At 70.4% G+C, this 13,699-nt stretch carries 12 protein-coding genes and 1 riboswitch; of the genes, 11 read left to right on the forward strand and 1 reads right to left on the reverse strand.

The window, feature by feature from the left end:
* The first annotated feature begins 202 nt into the window (after nucleotides 1-202).
* From ACFZAT_RS22065 to ACFZAT_RS22110, 10 genes are all read left to right on the forward strand, one after another.
* The gene (locus ACFZAT_RS22065) at nucleotides 203-811 is read left to right on the forward strand and encodes a CDP-alcohol phosphatidyltransferase family protein (RefSeq protein WP_391266124.1); all 609 of its coding nucleotides are present in this window, start codon (nucleotides 203-205) and stop codon (nucleotides 809-811) included.
* 112 nt (nucleotides 812-923) lie between these two features.
* Nucleotides 924-3,419 carry a sugar phosphate nucleotidyltransferase gene (locus tag ACFZAT_RS22070; protein WP_391266126.1) on the forward strand — a complete coding sequence of 832 codons (2,496 nt, stop codon included), beginning with the start codon at nucleotides 924-926 and terminating at the stop codon, nucleotides 3,417-3,419.
* Nucleotides 3,420-3,523: 104 nt separating this feature from the next.
* Nucleotides 3,524-4,426 (forward strand): DUF881 domain-containing protein, encoded by a 903-nt coding sequence (locus ACFZAT_RS22075; RefSeq protein ID WP_391266127.1) that lies wholly within the window; start codon nucleotides 3,524-3,526, stop codon nucleotides 4,424-4,426.
* Nucleotides 4,423-4,755, forward strand: coding sequence for a small basic family protein (locus tag ACFZAT_RS22080; protein WP_003970459.1), 333 nt, complete (start codon nucleotides 4,423-4,425; stop codon nucleotides 4,753-4,755). Before ACFZAT_RS22075 ends, ACFZAT_RS22080 begins: the two co-directional genes overlap by 4 nt.
* Nucleotides 4,756-4,760: 5 nt before the next feature.
* A complete protein-coding gene (locus ACFZAT_RS22085) occupies nucleotides 4,761-5,507 on the forward strand; it encodes a DUF881 domain-containing protein (RefSeq protein WP_391266128.1) in 747 nt (248 codons plus the stop codon).
* An 82-nt stretch (nucleotides 5,508-5,589) separates the two neighbouring features.
* Nucleotides 5,590-6,453 carry an FHA domain-containing protein gene (locus ACFZAT_RS22090; protein ID WP_328904257.1) on the forward strand — a complete coding sequence of 288 codons (864 nt, stop codon included), beginning with the start codon at nucleotides 5,590-5,592 and terminating at the stop codon, nucleotides 6,451-6,453.
* Between the two features lie 42 nt (nucleotides 6,454-6,495).
* Entirely contained in the window at nucleotides 6,496-7,236 is a 741-nt protein-coding gene (locus tag ACFZAT_RS22095; RefSeq protein ID WP_391266129.1) for a MerR family transcriptional regulator, read from the forward strand.
* A gap of 53 nt (nucleotides 7,237-7,289) precedes the next feature.
* Entirely contained in the window at nucleotides 7,290-7,766 is a 477-nt protein-coding gene (locus tag ACFZAT_RS22100; RefSeq protein WP_026171779.1) for a bifunctional nuclease family protein, read from the forward strand.
* Nucleotides 7,767-7,933: 167 nt separating this feature from the next.
* Entirely contained in the window at nucleotides 7,934-8,551 is a 618-nt protein-coding gene (locus ACFZAT_RS22105; RefSeq protein ID WP_391266130.1) for a MerR family transcriptional regulator, read from the forward strand.
* A gap of 90 nt (nucleotides 8,552-8,641) precedes the next feature.
* The gene (locus ACFZAT_RS22110) at nucleotides 8,642-10,108 is read left to right on the forward strand and encodes a DNA polymerase IV (protein WP_391266131.1); all 1,467 of its coding nucleotides are present in this window, start codon (nucleotides 8,642-8,644) and stop codon (nucleotides 10,106-10,108) included.
* Here ACFZAT_RS22110 and ACFZAT_RS22115 read toward each other — a convergent pair.
* Nucleotides 10,033-10,401, reverse strand: coding sequence for a PRC-barrel domain-containing protein (locus tag ACFZAT_RS22115; protein ID WP_391266133.1), 369 nt, complete (start codon nucleotides 10,399-10,401; stop codon nucleotides 10,033-10,035). The two genes, ACFZAT_RS22110 and ACFZAT_RS22115, sit on opposite strands and share 76 nt — an antisense overlap.
* Before the next feature lie 116 nt (nucleotides 10,402-10,517).
* Nucleotides 10,518-10,615, forward strand: a riboswitch (glycine riboswitch).
* Nucleotides 10,616-10,808: 193 nt separating this feature from the next.
* On the opposite strand from ACFZAT_RS22115, the gene gcvP reads away from it, so the two are divergent.
* The gene (gene gcvP, locus ACFZAT_RS22120) at nucleotides 10,809-13,694 is read left to right on the forward strand and encodes an aminomethyl-transferring glycine dehydrogenase (RefSeq protein WP_391266135.1); all 2,886 of its coding nucleotides are present in this window, start codon (nucleotides 10,809-10,811) and stop codon (nucleotides 13,692-13,694) included.
* Nucleotides 13,695-13,699: the final 5 nt, after the last annotated feature.

Raw genomic sequence — 13,699 nt, forward strand, 5'->3', positions numbered from 1 at the left:
CAGCGCCGATGGTACTGCAGGGGGGACCCTGTGGGAGAGTAGGACGCCGCCGAACTCCTTTTAGGAAGAGCCCCGTGCCCTTGTGGCACGGGGCTCTTTCGCGTTTCTGGGGGCTCTCGGCACCCCTCCGTGCCCACCGGCTGCGGCTGAGGGTAGGGTCAGGGGGCATCATTGGCACGTTCTTGACACAGGAGGCCCCCGGGTGGAGGTCCAGGAGACCCGCGTTCAGACGGACCGGGTACTCACCATCCCCAACATCCTCAGCATGTTGCGCCTGGTCGGCGTACCTGTCTTCCTGTGGCTGATTCTCCGCCCCGAGTTCGGCGGGCCCCAGAGCGATGGCTGGGCTTTGCTGGTCCTGATGTTCAGCGGGGTCAGCGACTATCTCGACGGCAAGCTCGCGCGTCGGTGGAACCAGATCAGCAGCCTCGGACGGCTTCTCGACCCGGCCGCCGACCGGCTCTACATTCTTTCCACCCTCGTCGGACTCACCTGGCGCGAGATCCTTCCGCTCTGGCTGACCATCGCACTGCTCGCCCGCGAGCTCATGCTCCTCGTGATGGTGGGAATCCTGCGCCGGCACGGCTATCCGCCGCCCCAGGTGAACTTCCTGGGCAAGGCCGCGACGTTCAACCTCATGTACGCATTCCCCTTGTTGCTGCTCAGCGACGGGCATGGTTGGCTGGCAGAGGTGGCCACTGTTTTCGGATGGGCGTTCGCAGGGTGGGGTACAACCCTCTATTGGTGGGCAGGAATCTTGTACGTGGTTCAGGTCCGCCGCCTGGTCAAGGCGGATGTAGTAGCCGATTGAGCTCGCTGAAGTCGTGCCGTGCAACGATGTCGGCCTGCGGCTGATGACACAGAAGCTGCCCTGACGGGCGAAGTCGGCTCGACCGTCGTCTCTCAAGGAGGACGTTTCCGACATGAAGGCCGTCGTGATGGCTGGCGGCGAAGGCACCCGTCTTCGCCCTATGACCTCAAGCATGCCCAAGCCGCTCCTGCCTGTGGCCAACCGGCCGATCATGGAGCATGTGCTCCGGCTGCTGAAACGCCACGGGCTGAATGAGACGGTCGTGACCGTCCAGTTCCTCGCCTCCCTGGTGAAGAATTACTTCGGGGACGGCGAAGAGCTCGGCATGGAGCTCACCTATGCCAACGAGGAGAAGCCGCTCGGCACCGCCGGAAGCGTCAAGAACGCCGAAGAGGCGCTGAAGGACGACACCTTCCTCGTCATTTCCGGTGACGCGCTCACCGACTTCGACCTCACGGATCTCATCGCGTTCCACAAGGAGAAGGGCGGCCTGGTCACCGTCTGCCTCACCCGCGTTCCCAATCCTCTGGAATTCGGGATCACCATCGTGGACGAGGAGGGCCAGGTCGAACGCTTCCTGGAAAAGCCGACCTGGGGCCAGGTCTTCTCGGACACCGTGAACACGGGCATCTACGTCATGGAGCCCGAGGTCTTCAACTACGTCGAGGCCGACGCCTCCGTGGACTGGTCCGGGGACGTCTTCCCGCAGCTCATGAAGGAAGGCAAGCCCATCTACGGCTACGTTGCCGAGGGCTACTGGGAGGACGTGGGCACCCACGAGAGCTACGTGAAGGCCCAGGCCGATGTGCTGGAGCGCAAGGTCGACGTCGAGATCGACGGCTTCGAGATCTCGCCCGGGGTCTGGGTGGCCGAAGGCGCCGACGTGCACCCCGACGCCGTACTGCGTGGCCCGCTCTACATCGGCGACTACGCCAAGGTCGAAGCCGGTGTGGAGATCCGCGAGCACACGGTCATCGGGTCGAACGTCGTCGTCAAGAGCGGTGCCTTCCTGCACAAGGCCGTGGTCCACGACAACGTGTACATCGGCGACCACAGCAACCTGCGCGGCTGCGTCGTCGGCAAGAACACCGACATCATGCGCGCCTCCCGGATCGAGGACGGCGCCGTCATCGGCGACGAGTGCCTCGTCGGTGAGGAATCGATCATCCAGGGCAATGTCCGCGTCTACCCCTTCAAGACCATCGAGGCCGGCGCCTTCGTCAACACCTCGGTGATCTGGGAGTCCCGCGGTCAGGCGCACCTCTTCGGGGCGCGCGGTGTCTCCGGAATCCTGAACGTCGAGATCACCCCCGAGCTGGCCGTCAGGCTGGCCGGTGCCTACGCGACGACGCTCAAGAAGGGCTCCACCGTCACCACCGCCCGGGACCACTCCCGAGGCGCCCGGGCGCTCAAGCGCGCCGTGATCTCCGCGCTCCAGGCCAGCGCCATCGACGTACGGGACCTGGAGAACGTACCGCTGCCCGTCGCGCGCCAGCAGACCGCGCGCGGCAGTGCGGGCGGCATCATGATCCGGACGTCCCAGGGCGTGCCCGACTCCGTCGACATCATGTTCTTCGACGAACGCGGAGCCGACCTCTCGCAGGCGCGACAGCGGAAACTGGACCGGGTCTACGCCAGGCAGGAGTACCGGCGGGCCTTCCCCGGCGAGATCGGCGACATCTACTTCCCGTCCAGCGTCTTCGACTCGTACACCGGGTCCCTCCTGCGCAACGTGGACACGACCGGGATCGCCGACGCCCAGCTCAAGGTCGTGGTCGACGCCTCCAACGGCAGCGCGGGGCTCGTGCTGCCGAGCCTGCTGGGGCGGCTGGGCGTGGACGCGCTCACCATCAACCCCGGGCTCGACGAATCCCGGCCGACCGAGACCGCCGAAGCCCGGCGCAAGGGCCTCGTGCGCCTCGGTGAGATCGTCTCCTCGGCGCGGGCGGCCTTCGGCGTCCGCTTCGACCCCGTCGGCGAGCGGCTGTCCCTGGTGGACGAGCGCGGCCGGATCGTGGAGGACGACCGGGCGCTGCTCGTCATGCTCGACCTCGTCGCCGCCGAGCGGCGCAGCGGGCGGGTGGCGCTTCCGGTCACCACGACCAGGGTCGCCGAGCAGGTCGCCGCGTACCACGGCACACAGGTCGAGTGGACGACCACGTCGCCGGACGACCTGACCCGGGTGGGGCGTGAGGAAGGCACCATCTTCGGAGGAGACGGGCGCGGCGGCTTCATCGTTCCCGAATTCGCCAGCGTCTTCGACGGCACGGCCGCGTTCGTGCGGCTCATCGGGCTCGTCGCCAGGACCCAGCTCACGCTGAGCCAGATCGACGCCCGCATCCCGCGCGCCCACGTCCTGCGCCGTGACCTGGCGACACCGTGGGCCGTGAAGGGCCTGGTCATGCGCCGGGTCGTGGAGGCGGCGGGCGACCGGGACGTCGACACGACGGACGGCGTACGGGTCGTGGAGGCGGACGGACGCTGGGTCATGGTGCTGCCGGACCCGGCGGAAGCCGTCACCCATCTGTGGGCCGAGGGGCCCGACGACGCCTCCGCCGAGGCCCTGCTCGACGAGTGGGCGGCGATCGTGGACAGCGCCGGCAACTGAGGCCGGGCCGCGAGGCGGGCGCACGCACTGCCCGTCCTCGCGGCCGAGCGGTCATCGGTGGGGCCATTCGGCGTAAGCCGCCGCGACATGCGACGATGTGCGGCATGTCGCAGCAGCCCCCCGGCCGGAGCACGGATCCGCCGCCCAAGCGCCCCGACGCGTCCATGTTGCTGCTGACCAATGTGATGGAGCACAGCCTGGACGACGGGTACGCCGAAGCGGCGGCCCGCCGGGAGGCGGAGGGGCGTGCCGGCATGCCCCGGACGCTCAAGGCCAAACTCGGTCTCGCCGCCTGTCTGGTCCTCGCCGCCCTGGTCGTCACCCTCGGCGCGGCCCAGGCGCGGGTGACCGCGCCGGTCCTCGCCAAGGAGAAGCAGGAACTGATCGACCGTATCGACGCCGAGACGGCGGCGGCCGACGCCCTGGAATCCCAGGTGGAGGAAGTCCGCGACGACGTCAGCAGCCGGCAGCGCAAGGCCCTCCAGGAACACGGGGGAGACCAGGCGGAGCTGGTGGCGCTGCTCTCCGGGGCCACACCCGTGCACGGACCGGGCCTCAAGGTCGTCGTGGACGACGCGAAGGACACCGACCAGGGCGGCGGCGGTCCCCGCGAGACCAGCGGCTTCTCCGACACCGGGCGGGTCAGGGACCGGGACATGCAGCGCGTCGTGAACGGGCTGTGGGAGTCCGGCGCGGAGGCCATCGCCATCAACGGGCAGCGGCTGACCGCCCTGTCGGCGATCCGGGCCGCGGGCGACGCCATACTGGTCGACAACAGGCCGCTCGTGCCTCCGTACACGGTGCTCGCGGTGGGGAACGGCAAGAAGCTGAGTGCGGCCTTCCGTAGCAGTGCCGACGGCCAGTACCTGCAAGCGCTGAAGGACAGTTTCGACATCAGGACCGCCATCACGGTCCAGGAGAAGCTGAGCCTTCCGGCCGCCCCCAGCCTGATCGTACGGACAGCAGAGCCATACAAGGCCGCAGACACAGGGAAGGGCAATTCGTGATCGCCGTACTGGGCCTCGTCGTGGGAGTCGTGGTCGGACTGTTGGTCCGGCCCGAAGTTCCGGCGGTGGTCGAGCCCTATCTCCCCATCGCCGTCGTCGCCGCGCTCGACGCGGTGTTCGGTGGCCTGAGGGCCATGCTCGACGGCATCTTCGTCGACAAGGTCTTCGTGGTCTCGTTCCTCTCGAACGTGGTCGTGGCGGCCCTCATCGTCTTCCTGGGCGACAAGCTGGGCGTCGGCGCCCAGCTCTCCACGGGCGTGGTGGTCGTACTGGGCATCCGGATCTTCTCCAACGCCGCGGCGATCCGCCGGCACGTCTTCCGGGCCTGATGCCGATGAGCAACGACGACACCAATCAGGAGCTCACCGGGCGTCGGCGGCTGATCGCCGGTCTCTGGCCGCCCAGGGTGACCCGTGCCCAACTCATCGTCGCCGTCCTGCTGTTCGGCCTCGGCCTCGGGCTCGCCATCCAGGTGCGGTCCAACAGCGACAGCAACGCGCTGCGCGGGGCGCGCCAGGAGGACCTGGTGCGCATCCTCGACGAGGTGGACGACCGCACGCAGCGGCTGGAGGACGAGAAGCAGCGCCTCGACGCCCAGCGCACGGAGCTGGAGAACAGCTCCGACCAGGCCGAGGAGGCCCGGAAGCAGACGGTCGAGAAGGAACGGCAACTCGGTGTGCTCGCCGGGACCGTGGCGGCCCACGGACCCGGGATCACCATGACGGTCAACGACCCCGGCGGCGCCGTGCGGCCCGACATGCTGCTCGACGCCCTGCAGGAGCTCAGAGCGGCCGGCGCCGAGGCCGTCGAGGTCAACGGGATCCGCGTGGTGGCCAATACGTACTTCTCCGGTGACGCGGGGGCCGTCAAGGTCGACGGGCGCAAGATCACCGCCCCGTACGTCTTCAAGGTCATCGGCAAGCCGCAGGATCTGGAACCGGCGCTGAACATCCCCGGGGGTGTGGTGCAGACGCTGGAGAAGGAGCAGGCCACCGTGCACGTGCTGCGGGCCGACGACATTGTCGTGGACGCCTTGCGACCGGCGGAGCGGCCTGACTACGCTCGGTCGTCGGGCCAGTGATCCCCGGGCGCCCGTGCGTCGGGGAACACGAGCGGACGGTTGCGGGGGGTCGCCGCGTCGTAATCGTGGCGCGTGGTGGAAACTGTCGAGTGGATACGGACGTTGTGAAGATGTCCGGGTCGGCAGGTGTGTTCATTCAGGGTTCGTCCTGCCCCACGGGCGGGTCTGTTTCGGTCAAGGGGAATCGCCCGTGAAGTTGTTTGGGAAGTTGTTCGGCAAGAGCGCCCGCGATGAGAACGCACGTCATCGCGCGCCGCGCCATGGTCAGCCCGACGAGCAGGGCGCGGAGCGCCCGCTCTTCCGTGACCAGGTGACAGGCCAGGGGGGTGACTACCCGGGGGGTCCCGGCGCGTCGTCCGTTGACCCTGCCGGTCCCGGCCGCATAGGTTTCGGAGCCCCGAGCCAGGAGGCTTCGTCCATGCCGGTGTGTACGAGGTGCGGCCACCGCAACGCCGAGGCCAGCCGTTTCTGCTCCAACTGTGGTGCGCCGCTGCGCGGCGGGGTCCCGGAGCGCGCCTCGGAGACGACGTCGACCATCTCGATCTCGGGCCTTGAGGCGTACGAGGCGGAGGCCACCGGCCAGACCGCCGTGCCGTCGCTGTCGCCCGAGGCGCAGGCCGCCGTCGACGCCCTGCCGCTCGGCTCGGCGCTCCTGGTGGTGCGCCGCGGTCCGAACAGCGGCAGCCGCTTCCTGCTGGACGGCGAGCTGACCACGGCCGGCCGTCACCCGCAGAGCGACATCTTCCTGGACGACGTGACGGTCTCGCGCCGTCACGTGGAGTTCCGCCGGGGCGCCGACGGCAGCTTCACGGTCGGGGACGTCGGCAGCCTCAACGGCACCTATGTCAACCGTGAGCGGATCGACTCCGTCGCCCTGTCCAACGGCGACGAAGTGCAGATCGGCAAGTACCGGCTGGTCTTCTACGCGAGCCAGCGGGGCATCTGACCCGCCCCCGGACACCGTCCGGGGGGAACCCCAGGAAGGTCCATGCTGAGAACACCGAGCGGCGGTGCCCGACACGGCACCGCCGCCGACGGCCGGCCGATGAGCATCGGCACGGTGCTCCTGCAGCTGCAGGAGGAGTTCCCCGAGGTCACCATCTCCAAGATCCGCTTCCTGGAGGCCGAAGGGCTTGTCGAACCGCAGCGGACCCCTTCCGGCTACCGGAAGTTCGTCGCCGCGGACGTCGAGCGGCTGGCCCAGGTGCTCCGGATGCAACGGGACCACTACCTGCCGCTGAAGGTCATCCGCGAGCATCTGGACGCCCTCGCCCGCGGTGAGCAGGTGGCCCTGCCGTCCCCCGACGGGGAGCCGCGGCAGGAGGACGACGAGCGGTCCGGGGTGCCGGGCCGGGCCACGGCCGCCCGGATCGGCCGCGCCGAGCTCCTGGTCGCCGCCGAGATCACCGAGAGCGAGCTCGACGACTGGGAGTCGTACGGCCTGGTCGTCCCCGCGGCGGACGGCGGGTACGACGCCGACATGGTGACCGTCGCCAGGCTTGTGGCGGAACTGGGGCGATTCGGTCTGGAACCTCGTCATCTGAGAGCCGTGCGCGGCGCCGCCGACCGGGAGGCCGGGCTCATCGAGCAGATGGTCGCGCCCCTGCGCCGGCACCGGAATCCGCAGACCAGGGCGCATGCCGAGGCGACCGCCAAGGAGCTGGCGGAGCTGTCCGTACGGCTGCACTCCGCGCTCGTGCACACCGCTCTGCGGGTACGTCTGCGCTGAAGGCGGACCAGCCCGACTACCCAAACCTGCCGAGCACGTCCTAGGGTTGCTGTGTGAACGAGCTCGACGTTGTGGGTGTCCGGGTGGAAATGCCCTCCAACCAGCCGATCGTGCTCCTGCGTGAAGTGGGAGGCGACCGGTACCTCCCCATTTGGATCGGTCCTGGTGAGGCGACCGCGATCGCCTTCGCCCAGCAGGGCATGGCTCCGGCCAGGCCGCTGACCCATGATCTCTTCAAGGATGTGCTCGAGGCCGTCGGCCAGGAGCTCACCGAGGTCCGGATCACGGACCTCCGCGAAGGGGTCTTCTACGCGGAGCTGGTCTTCGCCGGCGGTGTCGAGGTGAGCGCGCGGCCTTCCGACGCCATAGCCCTCGCCCTGCGCACCGGCACGCCGATCTACGGCAGTGACGGGGTGCTGGACGACGCGGGGATCGCGATCCCCGACGAGCAGGAGGACGAGGTGGAGAAATTCCGCGAGTTCCTCGACCAGATCTCGCCGGAGGACTTCGGGACGAACAACAGCCAGTGACGGCTTCGGCGGCGGCCACCGGCGCATCCGGTGAGCCTTTCCCCGTCAACGGTCACGCGAAACCACCCTCAGGGTGATTATCACTCGGCGTGCCGAGTGTGGCGATCGTTGACGCACCCCGGGTGACTGCCTACCTTCGAGTGGGCAGGTCAAGGACGGAGGTCGGCGTGAGAAGCAGCGGCGACGGTACGGCAGCGGGTGCGCCGTATCCGCAGCAGGGGAGTTCGGCCGGCCGGACCATCAGGCAGTCGGCGGCACCGGCCGCGATGGCGGGGGACGGCGTGGCATCGGCCGACGACATCGGTTACCGCGGACCGACGGCGTGCGCGGCGGCGGGGATCACATACCGGCAACTGGACTACTGGGCGCGCACCGGCCTCGTGGAGCCGAGCGTCCGTCCGGCGTACGGATCGGGCACCCAGCGGCTCTACAGCTTCCGGGACGTCGTCCTGCTGAAGATCGTGAAGCGCTTCCTGGACACCGGAGTGGCGCTCCAGAACATCCGGACCACCGTCCAGCACCTGCGGGCCCGGGGCTTCCAGGACCTGGAGCGGATGACGCTGATGAGCGACGGGGCCACGGTCTACGAGTGCTCCTCGCCCGCCGAGGTGGTCGACCTGCTCCAGGGCGGCCAGGGCGTCTTCGGGATCGCCGTCGGCGTCGTGTGGCGGGACGTGGACGCCGCCCTGTCGCAGCTGCACGGGGAGCGCGTGGACACCGGCGAGACGCTGATCGGGCACAACCCGGCCGACGAGCTCGCGCGGCGCCGCAACCGGGCCGTCTGAGCCGTCCGGAGGGCGCCCGGGGCGGGAATCGCGGGCGCCCGGGCCTGACGGGGCGGCGATTGTCAGTGCCGTAGGGCAGCATCGGCTGGTGTGAGAGCCGCGCCCACCATCCTGCATCTGGACATGGATGCCTTCTACGCCTCCGCGGAGCAGGCGGCGAAGCCGAGCCTGCGCGGCAAACCCGTCGTGGTGGGCGGGCTCGGGCCGCGCGGGGTCGTCGCGACCGCCTCGTACGAGGCACGGCGCTTCGGGGTGCACTCGGCGATGCCGATGGCGCAGGCCAGGCGGCTCGCGCCGAACGCCGCCTATCTGGTCCCGCGCTTCACGCTGTACCGCTCGGTGAGCGACCAGGTCATGGAGCTGCTCGGCCGGCTCTCGCCGCTGGTGGAACCGCTCAGCCTGGACGAGGCGTTCGTGGACCTCGAAGCGGGCGGCACCGCCGACGACACCGCCTCCGCCCTGGAGATCGGCCGCGAACTGCGCGAGGCCATCCAGGCCGTCACCGGACTGAGCGGATCCGTGGGACTCGCCGGCTCCAAGATGCTCGCCAAGATCGCCTCCGAGGAGGCCAAGCCCGACGGCATACACCTGATCGAGCCCGGCACCGAGCGGGCCCACCTCGCGCCCATGCCGGTGCGCACCCTGCCCGGCGTCGGCCCCGCCACGGCGGACCATCTGCGCCGCGCCGGAATGACGACGGTGAACGACCTCGCCGAGGCGGGCGAGGCGGAGCTGGTACGGCTGCTGGGCAAGGCGCACGGCGCCGCGCTGCACCGGATGGCCTCCGGCTTCGACGACCGGCCCGTGGTCGCGGAGCGCGACGCGAAATCGGTCTCCGTCGAGGACACCTTCGAGGTGGACCTGCACGACCGCGTCCGGGTCCGCACCGAGGTGGAGCGGCTGGCCGACCGGTGCGTCCGGCGCCTGCGGGGAGCGGGGCGCTCGGGGCGCACGGTGGTGCTGAAGGTGCGCCGGTACGACTTCTCCACGCTGACCCGCTCCGAGACGCTGCGCGGCCCCACGGACGACCCCGCGGTCGTCAGGGAGGCCGCCGCCCGGCTCCTGGAGGCCGTGGACACTACCGGCGGGGTGCGGCTGCTGGGTGTCGGGGTCACGGGACTCGCCGACTTCACGCAGGAGGATCTGTTCGCCCAGGCCGCCGGGGAGCGTGCGGCGGCGGCCCCGCCGGAGGACGGCGACGCGGGGCCGGGGGACGGTTCAGGCGGTCGTGAGGGACCCGCGGAGCCCGGGACGGGGCCGGAAGAGGCGGAGCAGCTCGCGGCGCGCCGCTGGCCGGCCGGGCACGATGTGCGCCACGAGGTCCACGGACACGGGTGGGTGCAGGGGAGCGGGGTCGGGCGGGTGACCGTGCGGTTCGAGGAACCGGGGGCCACGGCACCCGGCCGGGTGCGTACGTTCCGCGTGGACGATCCCGCGCTGCGGGCCGCCGACCCCCTGCCGCTCGTCCCGGACCCGCCGGACTACTCCTCCTGGCCCGCCAGCCGGCCGAAGTCGCGGTCCGGGGCCGGTGCGCCGGGCGCCGCGTCCAGGCCGTAGTGCCGGTAGAGCTGGAGCTCCTGCTCGGGGGAGAGGTGGCGGCCCACGCCGAAGTCGGGCGCGTCCTTGATCAGCGCCCGGTCGAAGGGGACATGGAGCGTGTCGTCCACGAACTCGCTGGGCTCCAGCGGGACGAAGGCGTCACGGCTGAAGAGACCGGTGCGCACGGCCGCCCACTCGGGAACCCCGGTCGCGTCGTCGAGGTAGACCTCGTCCACGGTCCCGATCTTGGTGCCCTTGCGGTCGAAGGCCTTGCGGCCGATCAGGCTGCGCGGGTCGATGTCGGTCTGCACGGTCCCTCCCACACTGGTCGCGGCTGGTCCACAGGGACTACAGAAATGCAGTTCCGTGGTCTTGGCCACTCGAGAATTCTCGTCGGGTACCCCGCTGGTAGGCTGGTCATGGCTGCTGACCCCGTGCGGGAGAGTCGTCCGGAGCCCATCCGGAGGACGCCGAAGGAGCAAATCCTCCCCGGAATCTCTCAGGCCCCCGTACCGCACGGACGAGGTCACTCTGGAAAGCAGGGCGGGTTGCGCGCGGCCGAAGGGCCGTACGGAGCCTCTCCCTCACCGACGGTGAAAGCCGGCGCCCGTGTGGTGCCGGTGAAGCTCTCAGGTTGAGATGACAGAGGGGGAGGCCGTCAGGGCACCCGACGCCGCGGTGCCCCTCGCAGGTCGTGACAGACCAGGAGGCCTCCACCATGACCCCCCGTCGCACCCCGCTCACGCAGCTGGAACAGGGCATCCCCTTCGAGCAGCGCCACATCGGCCCCGACGCCGAGGCGCAGGCGAAGATGCTCGCCCAGGTCGGTTACGGCTCGCTGGACGAGCTGACCGCGGCCGCCGTGCCCGACGTGATCAAGAGCGCCGAGGCGCTGGCCCTGCCGGGGGCCCGGACCGAGGCCGAGGTGCTGGCCGAACTCCGCGGCCTCGCCGACCGCAACCAGGTCCTCGCCCCGATGATCGGGCTCGGCTACTACGGCACGTTCACCCCGCCGGTCATCCTGCGCAACGTCATGGAGAACCCCGCCTGGTACACGGCCTACACGCCGTACCAGCCCGAGATCTCGCAGGGCCGCCTCGAAGCCCTTCTGAACTTCCAGACGATGGTCGCCGAGCTCACCGGCCTGCCCACCTCCGGCGCCTCGCTGCTCGACGAGGGCACCGCCGCCGCCGAGGCCATGGCGCTCGCCCGGCGCGTCGGCAAGGTCAAGAACGGCGTCTTCCTGGTCGACGCCGACACCCTGCCGCAGACCGTCGCCGTCATCGAGACCCGCGCCGAGCCGACCGGCGTCGAGGTCGTCGTCGCCGACCTCAGCGACGGCATCCCGGCCGAGGTGGCCGAGCGCGGCGTCTTCGGCGTGCTCCTCCAGTATCCCGGCGCCTCCGGGGCCGTCCGGGACCTCAAGCCCGTGATCGACCGGGCGCACGAGCTGGGCGCGATCGTCACCGTCGCCGCCGACCTGCTGGCCCTGACGCTGCTCACCTCGCCCGGCGAGCTGGGCGCCGACATCGCCGTCGGCACCACGCAGCGCTTCGGCGTCCCGATGGGCTTCGGCGGCCCGCACGCCGGCTACATGGCGGTCCGCGACAAGTTCGCCCGCAGCCTGCCCGGCCGCCTGGTCGGCGTCTCCGTGGACGCCGACGGCAACAAGGCGTACCGCCTGGCCCTCCAGACCCGCGAGCAGCACATCCGCCGCGAGAAGGCCACCAGCAACATCTGCACCGCCCAGGTGCTGCTCGCCGTCATGGCCGGCATGTACGCCGTCTACCACGGCCCCGAGGGGCTGCGCACGATCGCCCGGCGCACCCACCGCTACGCCGCGATCCTCGCCGAGGGCCTGCGCGCCGCCGGGGTCGACGTGGTGACCGGCGCCTACTTCGACACGCTCACCGTCCGCGTCCCCGGCAAGGCGGGCGAGGTCGTCGCCGACGCCCGGGAGCGCGGCGTGAACCTGCGCCTGGTCGACGCCGACACCGTCTCGCTGGCCTGCGACGAGACGACGACCCGCACCCAGGTCGCCGCCGTCTGGGCCGCCTTCGGCGCCGACGGGGACGTCGAGGCGCTGGACGCCACCACCGAGGACGCGCTGCCCGAGGCGCTGCTGCGCACCGACACGATCCTCACCCACCCGGTCTTCCACCAGCACCGGTCCGAGACCGCGATGCTGCGCTACCTGCGCAAGCTCGCCGACCGCGACTACGCGCTGGACCGCGGCATGATCCCGCTCGGCTCCTGCACTATGAAGCTGAACGCGACCGCCGAGATGGAGTCCATCACCTGGCCCGAGTTCGGCGCGCTGCACCCGTTCGCGCCCGCCGAGCAGGCCCAGGGCTTCCTGACGCTGATCCGAGAGCTGGAGGAGCGGCTGGCCGAGGTCACCGGTTACGACGCGGTGTCCCTCCAGCCGAACGCCGGATCGCAGGGCGAGTTCGCGGGGCTGCTGGCCGTCCGCGCGTACCACCGCGCCAACGGCGACGAGAACCGCACCGTCTGTCTGATCCCGTCCTCCGCGCACGGCACCAACGCCGCGAGCGCCGTGATGGCCGGCATGAAGGTGGTCGTCGTCAAGACCGCCGACGACGGCGAGGTCGACATCGAGGACCTGCGCGCCAAGATCGCGCAGTACCGCGACGAGCTGGCCGTGCTCATGATCACCTACCCGTCGACGCACGGCGTCTTCGAGGAGCACGTCGCCGACATCTGCGCCGAGGTGCACGACGCCGGCGGCCAGGTCTACGTCGACGGTGCCAACCTGAACGCGCTGGTCGGCCTGGCCAAGCCCGGCCGGTTCGGCGGCGACGTGTCGCACCTCAACCTGCACAAGACCTTCTGCATCCCGCACGGCGGCGGCGGCCCCGGCGTCGGACCGGTCGGGGTGCGCGCGCACTTGGCGCCGTACCTGCCCAACCACCCGCTCCAGCCCGCGGCGGGTCCGGAGACGGGCGTCGGTCCGATCTCGGCGGCCCCGTGGGGGTCCGCCGGCATCCTCCCCATCTCGTGGGCGTACGTACGCCTGATGGGCGGCGAGGGCCTGAAGCGTGCGACGCAGGTGGCCGTACTCGCGGCGAACTACATCGCCAAGCGTCTCGAACCGCACTACCCGATCCTGTACAACGGCCCGGCCGGGCTCGTCGCGCACGAGTGCATCGTGGATCTGCGCCCGATCTCCAAGGCGACCGGCGTCAGCATCGACGATGTCGCCAAGCGGCTCATCGACTACGGCTTCCACTCGCCGACCATGTCGTTCCCGGTCGCCGGGACGCTGATGATCGAGCCGACCGAGAGCGAGGACCTCGCGGAGCTGGACCGGTTCTGCGACACGATGATCGCGATCCGCGCCGAGATCGAGAAGGTCGCCTCGGGGGAGTGGAGCGCGGACGACAACCCGCTCGCCAACGCCCCGCACACCGCCGCCGCGCTCGGCGGCGAGTGGCAGCACGCGTACAGCCGCGAGGTCGCCGTGTTCCCGGCCGGTGTCTCGGCCGCCGACAAGTACTGGCCGCCGGTGCGCCGGATCGACGGTGCGTTCGGTGACCGCAACCTCGTCTGCTCGTGCCCGCCCCTGGACGAGTACGACAACTGATCCGT

Origin of the sequence: Streptomyces sp. NPDC008163, assembly GCF_042956885.1 — a bacterium.
Lineage (GTDB): Bacteria > Actinomycetota > Actinomycetes > Streptomycetales > Streptomycetaceae > Streptomyces > Streptomyces drozdowiczii_A.

Coding starts and splice junctions, on each gene's coding strand:
- ACFZAT_RS22070 (WP_391266126.1), top strand. CDS start 924: ATGAAGGCCGTCGTGATGGCTGGCGGCGAAGGCACCCGTCTTCGCCCT.
- ACFZAT_RS22075 (WP_391266127.1), top strand. CDS start 3,524: ATGTCGCAGCAGCCCCCCGGCCGGAGCACGGATCCGCCGCCCAAGCGC.
- ACFZAT_RS22085 (WP_391266128.1), top strand. CDS start 4,761: ATGAGCAACGACGACACCAATCAGGAGCTCACCGGGCGTCGGCGGCTG.
- ACFZAT_RS22095 (WP_391266129.1), top strand. CDS start 6,496: ATGCTGAGAACACCGAGCGGCGGTGCCCGACACGGCACCGCCGCCGAC.
- gcvP (WP_391266135.1), top strand. CDS start 10,809: ATGACCCCCCGTCGCACCCCGCTCACGCAGCTGGAACAGGGCATCCCC.